Source organism: Gracilimonas mengyeensis (assembly GCF_900182705.1).
GTDB lineage: Bacteria > Bacteroidota > Rhodothermia > Balneolales > Balneolaceae > Gracilimonas > Gracilimonas mengyeensis.
This window is the reverse complement of the sequence record NZ_FXTP01000019.1, coordinates 21,331-37,599: the sequence shown is the minus strand read 5'-3', so window position 1 is coordinate 37,599 and position 16,269 is coordinate 21,331. Positions and strand designations below refer to the sequence as shown.

Annotated in this window: 15 protein-coding genes; 5 read left to right on the top strand and 10 right to left on the bottom strand. The window is 45.2% G+C overall.

Features of this window, described 5'->3' with window-relative positions; all coding sequences use genetic code 11:
- Positions 1-5: 5 nt before the first annotated feature.
- The 9 genes from FN815_RS17435 to FN815_RS17395 form a co-directional block, all read right to left on the bottom strand.
- Entirely contained in the window at positions 6-767 is a 762-nt protein-coding gene (locus FN815_RS17435) for a DUF3307 domain-containing protein (protein ID WP_142456122.1), read from the bottom strand.
- Entirely contained in the window at positions 764-1,381 is a 618-nt protein-coding gene (locus FN815_RS17430) for a SatD family protein (protein WP_142456121.1), read from the bottom strand. The genes FN815_RS17435 and FN815_RS17430 overlap by 4 nt, the downstream gene beginning before the upstream one ends.
- Positions 1,382-1,545: 164 nt before the next feature.
- Entirely contained in the window at positions 1,546-3,258 is a 1,713-nt protein-coding gene (locus FN815_RS17425; protein WP_142456120.1) for an ATP-binding protein, read from the bottom strand.
- Positions 3,259-3,378: 120 nt separating this feature from the next.
- Positions 3,379-4,656, bottom strand: a complete 1,278-nt coding sequence (locus FN815_RS17420) for a hemolysin family protein (protein ID WP_142456119.1) — start codon at positions 4,654-4,656, stop codon at positions 3,379-3,381.
- An 82-nt stretch (positions 4,657-4,738) separates the two neighbouring features.
- Entirely contained in the window at positions 4,739-5,521 is a 783-nt protein-coding gene (locus tag FN815_RS17415) for an enoyl-CoA hydratase/isomerase family protein (protein ID WP_142456118.1), read from the bottom strand.
- Entirely contained in the window at positions 5,522-6,406 is an 885-nt protein-coding gene (locus tag FN815_RS17410) for a hypothetical protein (RefSeq protein ID WP_142456117.1), read from the bottom strand.
- The gene (locus FN815_RS17405; RefSeq protein WP_142456116.1) at positions 6,403-6,867 is read right to left on the bottom strand and encodes a hypothetical protein; all 465 of its coding nucleotides are present in this window, start codon (positions 6,865-6,867) and stop codon (positions 6,403-6,405) included. Before FN815_RS17405 ends, FN815_RS17410 begins: the two co-directional genes overlap by 4 nt.
- Before the next feature lie 9 nt (positions 6,868-6,876).
- A complete protein-coding gene (locus tag FN815_RS17400; protein WP_142456115.1) occupies positions 6,877-7,629 on the bottom strand; it encodes a PspA/IM30 family protein in 753 nt (250 codons plus the stop codon).
- Positions 7,630-7,696: 67 nt separating this feature from the next.
- Positions 7,697-9,049: a thymidine phosphorylase gene (locus tag FN815_RS17395; protein WP_142456114.1), complete on the bottom strand. Its 1,353-nt coding sequence runs from the start codon at positions 9,047-9,049 to the stop codon at positions 7,697-7,699.
- A 51-nt stretch (positions 9,050-9,100) separates the two neighbouring features.
- On the opposite strand from FN815_RS17395, the gene FN815_RS17390 reads away from it, so the two are divergent.
- The 5 genes from FN815_RS17390 to FN815_RS17370 all read left to right on the top strand — a co-directional run bounded on the left by FN815_RS17390 (position 9,101) and on the right by FN815_RS17370 (position 14,694).
- Positions 9,101-10,216 carry a 4-phosphoerythronate dehydrogenase gene (locus tag FN815_RS17390; protein WP_142456113.1) on the top strand — a complete coding sequence of 372 codons (1,116 nt, stop codon included), beginning with the start codon at positions 9,101-9,103 and terminating at the stop codon, positions 10,214-10,216.
- A gap of 169 nt (positions 10,217-10,385) precedes the next feature.
- The gene (locus tag FN815_RS17385; RefSeq protein ID WP_142456112.1) at positions 10,386-12,017 is read left to right on the top strand and encodes an alanine/glycine:cation symporter family protein; all 1,632 of its coding nucleotides are present in this window, start codon (positions 10,386-10,388) and stop codon (positions 12,015-12,017) included.
- Positions 12,018-12,026: 9 nt separating this feature from the next.
- Positions 12,027-12,653 (top strand): uracil phosphoribosyltransferase, encoded by a 627-nt coding sequence (gene upp, locus FN815_RS17380; protein WP_142456111.1) that lies wholly within the window; start codon positions 12,027-12,029, stop codon positions 12,651-12,653.
- Entirely contained in the window at positions 12,595-13,203 is a 609-nt protein-coding gene (lptC, locus tag FN815_RS17375; RefSeq protein WP_185957361.1) for an LPS export ABC transporter periplasmic protein LptC, read from the top strand. The genes upp and lptC overlap by 59 nt, the downstream gene beginning before the upstream one ends.
- Positions 13,204-13,323: 120 nt before the next feature.
- Positions 13,324-14,694: an OstA-like protein gene (locus tag FN815_RS17370; RefSeq protein ID WP_142456109.1), complete on the top strand. Its 1,371-nt coding sequence runs from the start codon at positions 13,324-13,326 to the stop codon at positions 14,692-14,694.
- Between the two features lie 469 nt (positions 14,695-15,163).
- Here FN815_RS17370 and ychF read toward each other — a convergent pair whose 3' ends face one another.
- Complete coding sequence (gene ychF / locus FN815_RS17365; RefSeq protein WP_142456107.1) at positions 15,164-16,258, bottom strand: redox-regulated ATPase YchF; 1,095 nt, start codon at positions 16,256-16,258, stop codon at positions 15,164-15,166.
- Positions 16,259-16,269 lie beyond the last annotated feature (11 nt).

The window sequence follows — 16,269 nt, the reverse complement described above, 5'->3', positions numbered from 1 at the left end:
TGGAATCAAAGGGAGATCCGCACTTTTAAGTAGAGAATACTTACCAGCATAGCGAGGCCAAAACTCAGCAACGTGCCAATCAAAATGTACTCGGTAAGTTTGATGCCCTCTTTTTCCTTCAAATCTCCAAACCGGAATACCGACTTGGCGGCCAGCAAAAAACCAATGCCCGACCAATTTCCGCTTACCACAAAGCCAAATACAAACAAACGTTCCAGAATGCCTATGTAGCGGCCGGCATTGGCCAGTGTTTTCTTTTCCTTGCTTTCGTTTTTTGGAAGCCACCCTGCAATCAGAATCTTTATGATGATAGCCGCCGGTTGGGTGAGGAAAAAGAGGCAAAGCAGAAGTAAAAGGTTTTGCTGACTGACAATACCTGAAATTTGAACCATTGCTCCCCCATCAACCCAAAACCAAATACCGAATATGACCAAAACGTGTAAAAACTGATCTGCAAAAAAGAGGATTTGTTCTCTTGCGGTATCCCAGCTTGATGCATTTTTGGAGCTGCTTTTCCTTAGCATAAGCTTTCCTGCATCAATCATAAAATGAGTTACCAGGACAATGGCCGGAATCCACAGGTATAGCAGATTTCTGCTAATTTCAGGCCATAGCAACAACAAAGTAGCTACAGCATGGATGGCCACATGCAGATACAAATAGCCCGACTTCAGCCGGTATTTTCGTTTATGATCTACCCATTTCTTGAACTGCAGACCGAAGTCCCCAATCAGATGGGCTAATAAAAGTTTTAGCAGTATAATCATCTCTCATAACCTAATGCTTCTGTTTTTTTGCGATAGCGATTTATCACCGCCCGAACTTCCTCCAAGTACGCCCGCTTGTGCCTCTCACTTACTGACGATTGCGTAATGCCCAGCTTCTTAGCTATTTCTTCTTGCTTCAAATCCCCGGTAAAATTCAGCCGTACGTATTCTGCTGATTTCGGCGTCCAGTTATCCATTGCCACCAGTAGCAGCCTCAGGTATAGGTTTATCTCTTCATCAAAGGCTTCATCTGCTGTTTTCACCATCAGGTTCTGCTTCTGGGATGATAGCTGTTCGTAGCCTTCCCCCGAGCGTATAAAAGCCTCCCCGTTTGATTCGTTAATGGTTGCGGCATCAAATTCCTTTTTACCGATCCCTATACACATCCGTACATCAACGCCCTTTACTTGCTTTACTGCAGCTTTTATGGCTATGGAATGCTGCAGGGCATCCAGGGGATTTAAAATTTCAGCTTGGAAACTATCTCCCCGGTAAATTTCCCAACTTTTTGGGGGTGAACCAATTTCATCCAAAGCCTCTTTCAACGGCTTTAGCCACTTTTCGGCTTCCGTATTTCGGGAATTGATGATATCTCCGGTGATTACGCTGGTCATGCCTTATTATAGGCTTTTTATCCGATATAAACAATTATCGGCTTTAAAGCCTGTATATAGAATTATCGGCTACACAACCAATACAGGCTCATAATTTTCTGATGACAGAAACATTAATAAAAGCCAGGTATTTCAGGCGGCTCAACAAACTAAGAAACAATGATTTATCCTACCCGGAATTTCAGTTCCTCAATGGTAGATAGGATATCATCCCGGTCCATATCCCGATAGCGTTCAGGCAATAATTCCTTAGAAGTACATTCGATTACCGCACTTAGTGTCTGCAATTCTACCTCTTCAGGATAAGTAGGCGGCAGAAAATCAGCCAGGGCCGCATCCAGGATTTCCGGTGTGACAGCCTCTTCGTTGGCCGAAGCAGCCCGGAATTTGGCTCGTGTCAGAGCCGCTTCCATATCGGCGCCGGAAAAGGTTTTCTCGCCTTTCTCTATCAATTTTGGGATGTATTCTTCGGATAAAGTCAGGCCGGTTTTCTTGGCCATAGCTTCAAATAATTCCACCCGTTCTTCTTCGGTGTGGGGAGGAAATAATGCAAGGTGCTCTTCAGCACGACCCTGACGCTTCAAATCCACCGGCATTAAATCGGGGCGGGCGGTCATGAGGAACCAGACAATGCGTCCACGGTTAGCCGTGTCACTCATAAAAGTAGCTATTTGCGAGAATACCCGGCTAGAAACGCCACTGTCACCGCTGGCATCGCGATCGCCAAGGTAGGCATCGGCTTCGTCGATCATCACGGCTACAGGTGCCATGGCTTTAAGCAGGGAAAGTATTTTCTCGAGATTACCCTCGGTAACGCCCTGCCATTGGCTTCGGAAGTTTTTGAGTTTTACCATCGGAATTCCAACCTCACTGGCAAAGCAGGTCACCAAAAAGGTCTTCCCGGTTCCCACTGGACCGCATACCAAATAGCCCATGGGCATTACATCCTGCCGGCCGGCTTTCAATGCCTTAACCGCCTGACGCAGGTGTGACTTCACTTGCTTGTGTCCGGCTACATTATCCAGCGTGTAGTGCGTTTCCACGAATTCCAGCAGTCCATAGGCCTCGGCTTCAATCAGCTCCTTCTTAGCTTCAGAAAGTCCTTCAAAAGTGATTTTCTCTTTGTTCTCGCGGGCATTAGACAGTACACTTCGGATATTTACCAAATTCAAACCCGCGGTCTGCTGGGCCACAATCTCTGGCTTTACTTCCGATAAATCTTCCCAGCTATCCTTCTCCGTTTCAAACTGGATAAACTTCAAGCGATCGTTTTCACCTGGAATATTAATTTTGATATCGGTGGTATAGGGATTTTGCACCAGCGTCTTGTTCAGGTCAGCCAGGTTTTCAGTGATGAGCACCGTAGTAAAATCAGAAGCCAAAAACATTGGGTCGTGAGCCCAGCGGGAAAGATACACCAGTGACGTACGGTCTTCGTTGCCAATAGAGGCCGCATCGCTCATGGGCACAATCGTTTCCGCATAATCAATGATAAGTCCCACGCTTTTCTTTTGATCCAGCCGCAGGCGGAAATACTGCTCCAGCAGCGACATCACACGCACAGGGTCCTTAGGCATCTTCTGAGCATATTCGGTCCCTACCAGGCTATCACGACCGGCAATGGCTTGGTTAAAATCTGCCTGCGATTCCTTATCCCGAAAATAGATACCGGAAGCCCGATCATAAAAAATCACGAAATCACGGGCTCCGAAAAACTCATCCGCCAAAAATGATTTCAGGCGGTTGAACTTGGTACCATTCTCTTCTTTGAGCGGAACCAGATCATGGACGTTTCCATGCAAAATAAACTGGTTGATGGTACGGCTGAGATACTTTCTGGCAAATTCCTGGGACCATTTGGGATAGTGATCGAACATGGTTTTTAACTTTGATATGGATGTAAATCTTCTGCTATAATTACTAAGCTGTCATATTTTAGCTATCAGCTTTCAGTTCATAGGAATAAAACTGTAAGTTGAAGTCTGACAGCTGAATGCTTATTCAATAATTATGAGCTTCACCGTTTCAATGCGGCTTGGAGTGGCTTTACTTATAATGAATTTTTTGCCCTCAATCACCACTTCTTCATTTACTTTCGGTATACGCCCTAAATGATTGATTATGAAGCCTGCTACGGTATCATATTCAGAAGGTTCCAGTGGAAGTTCAATTTCTTCAAATCTTTCCATGAGCTCTTCAATTTCCACATTGCCGCTGACCACATAAGTATTTTCCGAGAGTTTTTTCATGATCTCATCTTCCACATCGTATTCGTCCTGAATGTCTCCCACCACTTCCTCCAGCAGGTCTTCGATAGTGACCATACCGGCCGTACCGCCGTATTCATCCAGTACAATGGCCACCGACATGTTAGACTGACGAAACTCCGTCAACAGATCTTTAGATTTTTTACTGGATGGGACCAGTTTAACCGGGCGAACAATCTCATTTACAGATTTTGGTTCGTGGAAAAAGTCGTGAGCAAACACCACCCCGATCACATCATCAATGGAATCACGATATACGGGGAGTTTAGAGTGGCCCGTTTGAACGAACATATCCAGCACTTCGGGAATGGGGGCATCTTTCTCCACCGCCTGGATCTCGATACGTGGAATCATCGAGTCTTTTACCCGTTTGCTGGAAAGCTCCAGCACGTTGTGCAGAATTTCGGAATCGTCTTCGTCGATATCCTCACTACCACCGCTATCCCTCAGTTCTTTGAAGATCATTTCGACATCCTGCCGGCGGTAATAACTCTCCACCACTTCGGCATCTTTCACAAACCACCGTATTAGGACATTAGAAGAGCCTTTTGAAATTTCGATAAGTGGCCGGAATACGTAATAAGCAATGCGTAGCGGAATGGATATGACCGAAATCATACTGTCTGCCAGCGCTCTGAAAATGGCTTTAGGTAAAATCTCTCCGAAAATCATAATGACTACCGAGGCGATGATAGTTTGAACTACCAATACTTGTAATTCGGTAGGAACCACATCGAACCAAAGTTCACCATAATGTTGAATAGGCTCAACCAGAAAAATGGCCATAAAGGTGGCGTACAGCACATTTACGATGTTGTTGCCTACCAAGGTGGTGGTTAGGAAAGTTTCCGGTTTGCGGGTGAAGAACTCTATAGAATTGGCAAGAAAATTATTCTTGCGGGAAGCCACTTCCAGCTTCAGCTTGTTAGCTGTCACAAAAGCGATCTCGGAACCGGAGAAAAACCCACTAAGTACAATGGTTAACACAATGAGAGAAAGTTCTATCATGGCTTTCTCTTTTTAGCGCTGCAAATTTGATACGTAAAACTACCCGAAGGAGGCTCGTCTTTCATTCAGAATAAATTTGTTCTTATTTACCAGAAAAGTTGGGCTTTCGTTTTTCAAGGAAAGCCGTCGTTCCTTCCTTAAAATCGGCGGTACCGCACAATTCTCCAAATAATTTAGCTTCTGTTTCAAAGCCGTCTTCAGTTCCTGCCTCATTTACAGCGAGAATGGCATTTTTTATAGCTACCGGACCCTGTTTTAATATTTTTTGAAGCATGGCCTTAGCTTCTTCCACCGGATTACCATCCACAACCTGGTTTACCAAACCGATTTCAAATGCTTCATCGGCTTTAATTTGTCGTCCGGTCATGATGCATTCCAGGGCTTTGGCTTTCCCTACAGCCTGGGTAAGACGTTGTGTGCCTCCGTATCCCGGGATCAACCCAAGCGATACCTCTGGAAGTCCCATAGCAGCATTTGTTGAAGCAATGCGTAAATGACACCCAAGTGCGAGTTCACAACCTCCACCTAAAGCATAGCCGTTCACGGCCGCAATCACCGGTATGGTCATATCTTCTATTTTCTGAAAGATATCCTGCCCTTTTTTAGATACTTTTTCTCCTGAAGCAGGATCGAGTGTGCTTAACTCCTTGATATCAGCTCCGGCAACAAAAGCTTTTTCGCCAGCCCCGGTAATCACCACCGCCCTGATTTTATATTCTTCGTTAATGGCATCAAAGGCTTCGTCCAGCTCCTCTAAAACCAAATTATTGAGTGCATTTAGTTTTTCAGGACGGTTAATGGTAAGCGTACAAATGCCGTCATCGTCGATTGCGAGTAGCAGCGTTTCGAAATCTTGCTTAATCATTTATTCTTTGACTTTATTGGCAGGTTTGATTTCCGATTTTACATCGTCCGAGAGATCATCCAATATGGAATCAAAATCCAGTTCGGTTTCCCACTCGGCGGTGTACTCCGGTAAAATATCCTGATCTAAGTCGTCAATCAATTGCGAAGTTTCTTCCACTTCATTTAGCAAGTTATCCAGCTGGAACCCTATTTCTTCGGGGTTGCTCATGGTCATAGATTGCTCGTAAATGTAGCGTACGGCATCTTCAATAGTTTCCAGGTGCGTTTCACACACCAAATATTTTTCTTTGGCTACGCTGAATTTCTTTAATCGCTTCTGCATGATAGCAACGCGCCGGGCTTTTGTGCGCTTCAGTTTTTCAGATTCCAGTGTTCTAATTTCCTCAATCTGCCGCTTCACCTCTTCTTTCAGGTTACTTTCCAGCGAAGTATTGAGGTAGACTTCGTAGCGCTTGATTAAGTCCAGTAACGTCAAATAATTGCTGAGCAGCTCATCAATTTTCTTCCCAATGTTATCCAGCAAACCCTGCGAACTGTAAGGTAATTTTTCAAAATTTTCCTGCACCAGCTTGGCAAGGTGTTTTAAAACCAAGAATCGTTTCTGGGATTTATTATCCAACGACTGGAAAAGTTCCTTCTCATTATTAGCCGCATGACGCTCTTTAATTTTCTTCAGCTCCAGTTTTTTCCGGAAACGGGGAAGTTTGGGTACGATCCCCAGGTACATTAACTCAACGCCAAAAACGGTGGTAAGCAGCAAGCTGGATACATCACCCATGCCGGTCATGAAAAAGGCTGTCAGTGTAGCTACCAACAGTACTCCCAGGTTAATGGGATTCATGAAGGCTTCGCGCGTGTAATTGATGTTGAGTTCTTCGTTCATGAATTTTCTTCTGTTGAAGGGTCTTGTTTATCAGAACCGGGCTTTTTACTGCCTATGGTTTTCTCGGTATGGATTTCTTCAGCATGCTTTTCAATCTCGCTGTAGAGCATGCCCATTTCAGCCTTAACCTGCTTCAGAGTTTGCTTCGCCCGTTGCTTTTTCAGTTCTTCATCGAGCTCCTCTTGCTTAACTTTTTGGCCGGCAGCGGTATCTTCATCTTCAAGGTTATCCATTGCAACATCGAGGCGTGCCTCTACATGTGTAACCTTTTCCCGGACCTTACCAAGGAATTCATCGACTGACTCAAGCAAGTTATCCGCATTCATATTTTGCACGGCCTGCGAAATCTTGCCTTTCTGCTCGGCTCGGCGAAGCTTTTCCTTGGCTTCTTTTATGCGCCGGTAGTGATCTTTGTATTCCTCTTTGAGGCGTTCGCGTTCTTTTTCACTTTTGCTGCTCATGGTGTGCTCCTATGAACTGCTTTTTTCTTTATTTCCAATGGTTTTGGAGGAGTCTTTTTCTTTGGCGGGTGCTTCTTCATCTATATTGATAGAGCCGCTGTTCTCTCCCATCTCCATTTTAAACTGCTCAACCAACGATTTTGCACGGATTTTTTCAGCATTAGCTTCAATTTCCATGGTCTCTGTATCGATGCTGTCTAGTGCAATTTCCATACGGGCTTCGTTTTTAGCCGAGCGTTCATTTAACCGGGTAATCATCTCATCATGAGTCTGATCTACACCGCCCACTTCAAACTGTTCCAGCGTATCCGCAATTTTGGCCTGCCATTCAGAACGCTCACTGGCACGTAAGGCTTCTTTGGCTTCCTGAATCTTGCGGTCTTTCTCTTTCATGAACACTTTCTTCACCTTGATAGCCTTTTCGTAGGCTCTGTCAGCAAAAGCAAGTTGCTCCTTGGTGTGCTCGAAATTCTCTTTGGCTTTCTCCAGCTGGAGTGCATAGCCTTCGGCGATATCGTCACGGTTAGCCTGGATGGCTGACTTCACTTTTGCCGTCAGATCCTGAATAGCTTTTTCATTTCGCTTCAGCTCTTTTTCAAGCATCAGCTTGTTGGCTTTCACCGTAGCTATGTTTTCGTTCATCTGGGGAATTTGGTCATTCATGTCCCGGATATTCTGCTCCAGGATCAACTTTGGATCCTCCATTGAGCTTACCAAACCGCCGAACATAGACTTTATAGCACGTATAAATCGTTTAAACATAATAGGTTCCTTTTTTTTAAATGCCCTGTTGATACTACAAACTAAATTAACCGATTCTTAGTGTATTTCAAGCAGAATCAAGATCAAAGCTCCTGCTGCCTTTTTGGTCAATGATATGACTCACCAAATGCACCGGTTCGGGTTTAGTACCCGCAATAGTTACTGCAGCATATAACTTAGCGCTTGCAGCTTCTATTGTTTGGGGCTTGTTCGTATAACCAGTCATAATTGTTTCACCGTTGTCAATTTTATCTCCAATTTTCTTGTGCAGGATGATTCCGGCTTGTGGATCTACCTCATCCTCCTTCTTTCTTCGGCCTGCCCCAAGCTCTACCGAAGCCATTCCAATTTCAAAGGAATCCATCGCTGTCAGGTAGCCTTCGTCATTTGATTTGATTTCAAACTCGTACTCTGCTTTGGGATATTTTTCCGGTGATTTGATCACTTCGGTATCACCGCCTTGCTCTTCTACAATATCCAGCCATTTCTGGAAAGCTTCGCCATTTTCAATCTGGCGCTTGCTAATCTCAATCCCTTCCTTAACCGTATCAGCTTTGCCACCCAGGTAAATCATCGTCCCGGAAAGCAAGTGGGTAATTTCCATGATATCGTCCGGACCGTTACCGTGCATGGCGTCTATACATTCTTCCACTTCCAGCCAGTTTCCGATCTTGTAACCCAACGGCTGGTTCATATTGGTCACATAGGCAATGGTTTCCTTCTCAAATTGTGTACCAATCCCTACCAGAGCCTCTCCCAGCTTGATGGCATCTTCGGTGGTTTTCATAAAAGCACCGGAGCCAGCTTTCACATCCAGAACCAATGCATCAATTCCTTCAGCCAGCTTTTTACTCATGATACTTCCTGCGATCAGTGGGATGGACTCCACTGTGGCCGTTACATCCCGAAGGGCATACAATCTCTTGTCAGCGGGAGCTATTTCGGCGGTTTGTCCGGCCAGCACCAAATCGTGTTTACCAATAATTTCTTTGTATCGGGCCAAATCCATGTCCACCTGAAACCCCGGGATAGATTCCAGCTTGTCCAAAGTACCGCCGGTATGTCCGAGTCCCCTACCGGAAATCATGGGCACAGGAATCCCCGCAGAAGCAACTATGGGCGCCAAAATAAGCGATAGCTTATCTCCCACTCCACCGGTGGAATGCTTGTCCACTTTCTTGCCGGTAATTTCAGAAAGATCCACGATGGTACCTGAGTTAAGCATGGCTTCCGTCAGGGCCGCTGACTCTTCATCATTCAAGCCATTCAGAAAAGCTGCCATCAGAAAGGCACTCAGCTGGTAATCGGGGATTTCATCGGCAGTGTATTGGTTTATGAGATGCTGAATTTCCTCTTTTTCCAGAGTTTGTCCATCTCGTTTTTTGCGTATAATCGATACTATATTGTATTTTGAATCCATAGGGCAAGTATAGCCTAAAAACAGCATTATTTCTCACTCAATTCACACTTTTTGATACACATTTCAGCCGATCAGAATCTGTACAAAATTAAAGAACTTGTACCTCCCGAAACCAAACTCAACTTATACGATCCTTCAAATGGAATCCCGGATTTAAATGATACGGACGCCCTGCTGGTTCGCACGGTCACCCAGATCAATGCTAATACTTTGCCTCAGCCTCCGCAACAACTCAGGTTTATAGGAACCGGCTCCTCAGGCACCGACCACATTGATGAAGAATATCTGCAACAAAATGGTATCCGTTTTTCGGATGCCAATGGGTGCAATGCCCGCGCCGTAGCTGAGTATGTAATCACGGCTTTGTTGTTTTGGAGAGAAGAACAGCAGCTTAAAGAAATTCCCGGCAAAGTGGGAGTAATTGGAGTAGGTAAGGCAGGTTCTGCGGTAGTTTCGCTTCTGGAAAAATTTGGTATAGATTGCGTTGCCTACGATCCTCCCCGAGAACGTAGAGACCCTGGTTTTACCTCGGCAACAATTGACGAAGTACTTGCCTGCGAGATCCTCACCTTCCATGTACCTCTGAATCGGAAAGGAGAATTTGCGACCTATCATTGGCTGAATGAAGAAAAATTAGCGGGACGGCAATATCAGTTGATTATCAATGCAGCCCGTGGAGGCGTAATTGATGAGTTGGAGCTGATGAAAGCTTACGTGGAAGAACGTGTACAAGGCTATATACTGGATGTGTGGGAAGAGGAACCTGATTTCAATACCGAAATAGCCAAACATGCATTCCTGGCCACCCCTCACATTGCCGGATATTCTGAGCAATCTAAAATTAACGCCACTAAGATGGTTTGTGACCGCCTGGCTGAGTACTTTAATCTCGAGCCATCCAAAAGTCAGGAAAATAATGACAACCAAATTATTGACCTGGAAGACTATTTAAACTACGACCTTAAGAAACTGTTGGCTCGCTTTCATCCCATGAAAGAATACGATGCAGCACTCAGAGACCTCTCTGACCGTCCGGATAAAAAAGTGCTATTCCAGAATCTTAGAAATGAGATGCCCTACCGCTATGAGTATCCTCAACTCAAAATCCGAAAAGAGGTACTGGACCAGTTTGCAGAGCTCCAACTCCTGGGTATTCAAGAGATCTAAAAATCAAAGAAGAGGGAATTATATTTAATTCATCACCACTAACACTTTATTTATTTAGACAAATACTGCCGTTTACAACTTTGAAAGAATGTTTTCTTCAATATTCCCAAATGTTTTTTACTTTCTGCTTGCCCGTTTAAAATTTATCAAACCTTAAAAAAACGCATACATGGAATTATTTGAACAAGCTGTGGACTGGATGAACAACCTGGTCTGGTCATTTCCCGAACAGTTCCCCATAATGGTAGCGGTACTGCTCGGATTTGGGATTTTTATCACCTTACGACTTGGTTTTGTGCAATTACGCAGGTTTTCTCACGGGGTAAAATCCGTAATGGGCGTGTATGATAATCCTGATGATACCGGGGATGTAAATCACTTCCAGGCTCTTACCACAGCTTTATCAGCTACTGTAGGTATCGGTAATATTGCCGGGGTGGCTATCGCCATCCACTTTGGTGGACCCGGTGCTCTTTTCTGGATGTGGGTAACCGCCTTTTTTGGTATGGCTATTAAATACACCGAATGTACCCTGGCAGTTAAGTATCGCATAAAAAATCAGGATGGCTCGGTGTCCGGTGGCCCCATGTATTACATTGAGCGAGGCCTTGGCCCTAACTGGAAATGGCTGGCCGTATTTTTTGCAGCTATGGCCGTGATCTGTTCTTTCCTAACCGGTAATGCCGTGCAAGCCAACACCGTTGCTGATACCATGTACAGCACTTTTCAAATTCCAAGCTGGGCTTCCGGCCTTTTTACTGCTGCTTTTGTGGGCGTGGTGATTGTGGGAGGTATCAAACGTATTGGACAAGTTACCGCCCGACTTATGCCCCTGATGGCTATCATTTATGTACTTGGCGCACTGGTGATTCTTTTTATTAATGCCGGTGATGTTATCCCTGCTTTTAAAACTATTTTTGTATCTGCATTTACACCTGAAGCCGGCTTATTTGGTGTAGGTTCCGGAGTTTTCTTAACCACACTGGTTTGGGGCATTAAACGCGGATTATTTTCGAATGAAGCCGGACAGGGTTCGGCTCCCATCGCTCACGGTGCAGCTAAAACAGAAGAACCCGTACGCGAAGGGGTTGTTGCGCTGCTTGAACCTTTTATTGATACCATCGTGGTTTGTACGATGACCGGGCTGGTAATTGTAGCCACCGGCGTATGGCAAGAACGTCACGAGATGGTATACGACCCTACCAATCGTGACAACACGGTAGAAATTGTAGACGACAGCAATACCCTTATTATTGAAGACGGATTACCCGTAAATGGAACCGTACTCCGTAATGATTACGAAACCGGTGTTTTTTATCTGAACCAGGATGAAAGCGAAACCTTTACCGGTACGCTGAATATCATGACCGGCACCTTTACCGATGCCGATGGAAATGTGGTGGCAACGGTCTACACCAGTATCATAGAAAACGGGGCATCACTTACTTCTATAGCTTTCGAGAAAGGACTCTCTCCTATCTTCCCCTTTGGAGAATATATTGTAACTTTCTGTGTGCTCCTGTTTGGGATATCCACGGCCATTAGCTGGAGCTATTATGGGGACCGGGCCATACAGTACCTGGCCGGTGACGGTTCCATTATCTACTACAAACTGGTGTACCTGGGCATGCACTTTCTGGGGGCTATTTTCCCGCTGGCTACGGTATGGGCCATTGGCGATATCGCACTTGGGTTGATGACCTTCCCCAATATTATCGCCCTATTTGCCTTATCCGGATCGGTTGCGGTGGCAAGTAAAACCTATTTCAATAAAATGGAAGAAGTTGAAGCCGGTAAATAAACTATAGACATGGAAAACGTTTTAGAAATTGATCATCCCGTAGTAAAGCGCTACCTGAGTGTACTCAGAGATAAAAACACCGAAACCGCCGCCTTCAGGCGAGCAATGGGCAATATCGGCACCATCCTCGCCTATCATGCCCTGGATCATTTGCCCCTGAAGGAGTACGACGTGGACACTCCCATCAAAACCACTACAGGCTTCAAGCCGGCCGCTGAGGTTTTTGTAATCCCCATCTTGCGGGCCGGACTCAGTTTGGTTGACGGAATTATCAGTTTTATGCCGGATGCTAAAGTGGGACATATCGGCGTTTACAGGGATGAAGAAACACACGAGCCGGTAAATTACTACCATAATTTTCCCGGCGGACTGGAAGACGCTTACACTCTGGTGGTAGACCCTATGCTGGCTACCGGCGGAAGTGGTTCTCACGCGCTCAAGTTTCTAAAAGAAAATGGTGCTAACAATATTCGGTTTGTCACCCTGATATGTGCTCCTGAAGGAATCAACCGCATTCTGGAAGATCACCCCGATGTACCCATAATCACAGCTGCTATTGATGAAAACCTCAACGACAATGCCTTTATCGTACCAGGACTCGGTGACGCCGGAGACCGCTACTTTGGTACACTTTAGTTTAAGGTTTTGCTTGCTACTGGTTTTTACCGGGAGTCTGATTTTTTCTGGTTGCAGTGAACTTTCAGAATACGAAAACCAACAGGTCGCAGAGGCTTTAAGCGATTCCCTCCTCTCCACAACCGAAAGCTGGGATGTGGAAATGGAGTTTCTTGAACAGGGCCAGTTAAAACTCATTCTCACTGGCAGCCGCGCCGTTACCATTAAAAACGAACAACGTAGCGTTACTAAAATAAGCGGCCCGGTTTACATTGAAATTTACAATGAAGAAGGCGAAGCAGATACCTTTGTAAACGCCGACTCGGCCATGCATTATCCCGAAGAAGCGCTCTTTGAACTGTATGGTAATGTGAATGTAAAAGCTCCGGAAGGCAAAGAGCTCCGCTCTGAATCCCTGCAATGGGAACGCAAAAGTGACCGTGTACGCACTTCTGACTTTGTGATTTTTATAACTGATGCGGACAGTATAGCCGCAGAAGGTTTTTTTGGTAATACTCAGCTCACCAACTATACCTTAAATGAAGGAGGCGGCCGTGCAGTCATTGAATAATTCCAATTTCTCCTCTTCTGTTAAACTCCTCCGCCTGATTCGTATATTGGCAGTATGCACTTTTTAAAATCTCATACACCTTCAATTTCTCTTGTCCTCCCCGTTTTAATTTTTTTGGGTATGCTGCCACTTTTTTCCTCAGCCCAGGATGTTATCAACATTGAGCGCTTTCGCGAGGCCCAGGGCGTAACTATGGATGGGGAAATGGTTCGAAAGTTGTACGATGCCCGGCTTTCTACCGGAAATGTTGAAATGGTTTGCGACAGCGCCTGGCAATTTATTAACCGGGGTGAAGTGAGGGCTTTTGGAAATATCCAGATTGATACCGGCGATGAAATGATCTGGGCCGATACCCTCTATTATTACAATAACCGAGACCTAAGCCTTTTACGAGGCCGGGTGGTCATCTTACAAGACAGCACCACTTTATTTGGGGATGAAGTGGATTACAATTTTCTGACCAAAGTCGCCATTTTTAACAAAGGTATCCGTATGGAAGATCAAGACGGTACTTTAATCGCCCAGGGTGGTACCTATTTTCAAAACCAGGACAGCGCGGTGTTTCGCGGGCAAGTACAAGTAGCTGATTCGGCCCAATATGCCGAAGGCGACAGCCTGTTTGTAAACCGAAAAAACCAATTTCTGCAGCTGTACAGTAACATCTTTGTAGCCGACAGTTCCAACAATGGTATTCTTACCGGTGATTACCTCGAAGCCGACTCCACCGGAAGGCGATACGTTGACGGGAATGGCTACATGCGCCGCATCAGTGCCGATACCACCGACACCACTCACATCAATGCGGCAGAGTTACTTTTACAAGAAGAAGATTCCACGAATACAATCTTTGGATATCAAAATGTGCGAGTGTGGTCCCAAAAATTCTCTTCCATTTCGGACACGCTGAAATACGACTCTGAAACAGAAGTTTTTCAACTCATCTCCAACCCTAAAGCATGGCATAAAAATATTCAACTTACAGGTCCTTACATTTCTGTTCAGATGGATAGTAGCGAGGTGGAACAGCTCCTTGCTTGCCACAAAACTATTGCCGTACAGGAAGACAGTGCAACCGGACGTCTGCATCAAATTAAAGGAGATACCTTAGTGGCTGATTTCACAGATGGCAATATTTCCAAAATCCGCATCTACCCTAACAGCCAGGTACTCTATCACACCAAAAATGAAAATGATGAGCCTGATGGAGCTGTGCAGTATAGTTCTCCCCACACTACGATGTATTTTTCAAACGGAGATTTACAGCGGGTTCTTGCCGGTAAAAACAATGGCTATTTCTTTGAAGAATTTGACGGATTAGCCGACCGACAGCTGGAAGGCTTTGCATGGAATCCCGAAGAACGCCCCCATAGACCGGACAGGGAAGTTGCTCCCCGGTTTGATCCCGTCCCCTTGAACCCTCCGTTTGAATTGCCAGAACGGTTCACCGAGTTTTTAAATAATCAGGAGCAGCCGGTAGAAATGAAAGAGTGATACTTCCAAAATTAGAAGCTTCCTTCAGTTACCCCAAAATTTCGGGGCAATGACGAGTTGTATATCGAACTCACGTTTAATTAGTATCTAAAAGCAGGTGCCTAAGTTATAGGACTGGTATAAGCATCAACCAGCACGTATTCTTAGGGATGAGAGTGGAACTAACTAATCTTTTGCTTTAACACAAACACCTCTCACAACCAATTCAAGAACAACTTGAATTGGTTGATCTCTCCTCCCCGACATATCGGTACGGGACAGGCCAAGGAGAGACTTTTTTTACATCACAGTACATCTTTTCTGTTTGAGAATGATAAGTGTGCAGTATTATTCTCAAAAATTCGACGTGAATAGTTTGATGTACATTTACCCTGAGAAAAGTATCTTAAAGTGAATGTGAGAACTTTATAAATAGCTCTCACATTCACTTCGACATTCAATAGTCCTTGTTCAATATTCGATATTCAAATCAAACATTAAAGCGGAAAAGCAACACATCGCCGTCTTTCACCACATACTCCTTGCCTTCCTGACGCATCTTACCGGCGTCGCGGGCCGCTTTTTCTGAGCCAAGTTCTTCATAATCACTATAAGCAATGGTCTCGGCGCGGATAAATCCTTTCTCAAAATCGGTGTGGATTACTCCGGCAGCCTGAGGGGCTTTGGTTCCCTTCTTGATGGTCCATGCACGGGCTTCTTTAGGTCCTGCGGTAAAGTAGGTAATCAGGCCAAGCTCTTTGAAGGCTCCTTTAATAAGTCGATCCAAACCGGCACTTTCCACGCCCAGCTCTTCGAGGAACATCTCTTTTTCATCTTCATCCAGCTCGGCGATTTCCGCTTCAATCTTGGCGCAGAACATCACCACTTCATCGTCGTGTTCTGATGCAATTTCCTTTACGGTATCAACGTACTCATTGCCGCTGTCTAAATCATCTTCACCTACATTGCAGGCATACAACACCTGTTTGTCAGACAGCAGAAACAAGTCCCGGTAGGCTTCTTTGTCATCTTTGGAAACCTCAAAAGTACGGGCAGAATTACCGTCGCCGAGGTGATCGGCCAGACGTTGAACGATTTCCAGCTGTGCCCCGATCTTCTTGTCGCCGCCTTTGGCTTCTTTCTTCAATTTCTCCACCCTTTTTTCTACGCTTTCCAAATCCTTCAGGATGAGCTCTTCTTCGATGATGCGAATATCCCGTTCTGGATCTACATTTCCTTCCACGTGGATGATGTCATCATTATCAAAACAACGTACCACGTGCAGAATCAGGTCTACTTCACGGATGTGAGAGAGAAAGGCATTCCCCTTCCCTTTTCCTTCAGAAGCTCCTTTAACCAATCCGGCAATATCCACAAACTCGATGCTTGCGGGAAGCACGTTCTTGGATTCAGCCAATTCGGCCAGCTTATGCAGGCGCTCATCGGGAACCGGCACCATGCCCACATTGGGATCGATAGTACAAAAAGGAAAGTTGGCCGATTCGGCACCGGCGTTGCTCAAAGCATTAAATAAGGTAGATTTACCTACATTTGGCAAACCTACAATTCCACATCGTAAACTCATTTATTAGATGG

Coding starts and splice junctions, on each gene's coding strand:
- FN815_RS17405 (WP_142456116.1), bottom strand. CDS start 6,867: ATGAGCAGCAAAAGTGAAAAAGAACGCGAACGCCTCAAAGAGGAATAC.
- FN815_RS17420 (WP_142456119.1), bottom strand. CDS start 4,656: ATGATAGAACTTTCTCTCATTGTGTTAACCATTGTACTTAGTGGGTTT.
- ychF (WP_142456107.1), bottom strand. CDS start 16,258: ATGAGTTTACGATGTGGAATTGTAGGTTTGCCAAATGTAGGTAAATCT.
- upp (WP_142456111.1), top strand. CDS start 12,027: ATGGAAAACGTTTTAGAAATTGATCATCCCGTAGTAAAGCGCTACCTG.
- FN815_RS17415 (WP_142456118.1), bottom strand. CDS start 5,521: ATGATTAAGCAAGATTTCGAAACGCTGCTACTCGCAATCGACGATGAC.
- FN815_RS17425 (WP_142456120.1), bottom strand. CDS start 3,258: ATGTTCGATCACTATCCCAAATGGTCCCAGGAATTTGCCAGAAAGTAT.
- FN815_RS17400 (WP_142456115.1), bottom strand. CDS start 7,629: ATGTTTAAACGATTTATACGTGCTATAAAGTCTATGTTCGGCGGTTTG.
- lptC (WP_185957361.1), top strand. CDS start 12,595: ATGCCTTTATCGTACCAGGACTCGGTGACGCCGGAGACCGCTACTTTG.
- FN815_RS17435 (WP_142456122.1), bottom strand. CDS start 767: ATGATTATACTGCTAAAACTTTTATTAGCCCATCTGATTGGGGACTTC.
- FN815_RS17385 (WP_142456112.1), top strand. CDS start 10,386: ATGGAATTATTTGAACAAGCTGTGGACTGGATGAACAACCTGGTCTGG.
- FN815_RS17370 (WP_142456109.1), top strand. CDS start 13,324: ATGCTGCCACTTTTTTCCTCAGCCCAGGATGTTATCAACATTGAGCGC.
- FN815_RS17410 (WP_142456117.1), bottom strand. CDS start 6,406: ATGAACGAAGAACTCAACATCAATTACACGCGCGAAGCCTTCATGAAT.
- FN815_RS17395 (WP_142456114.1), bottom strand. CDS start 9,049: ATGGATTCAAAATACAATATAGTATCGATTATACGCAAAAAACGAGAT.
- FN815_RS17430 (WP_142456121.1), bottom strand. CDS start 1,381: ATGACCAGCGTAATCACCGGAGATATCATCAATTCCCGAAATACGGAA.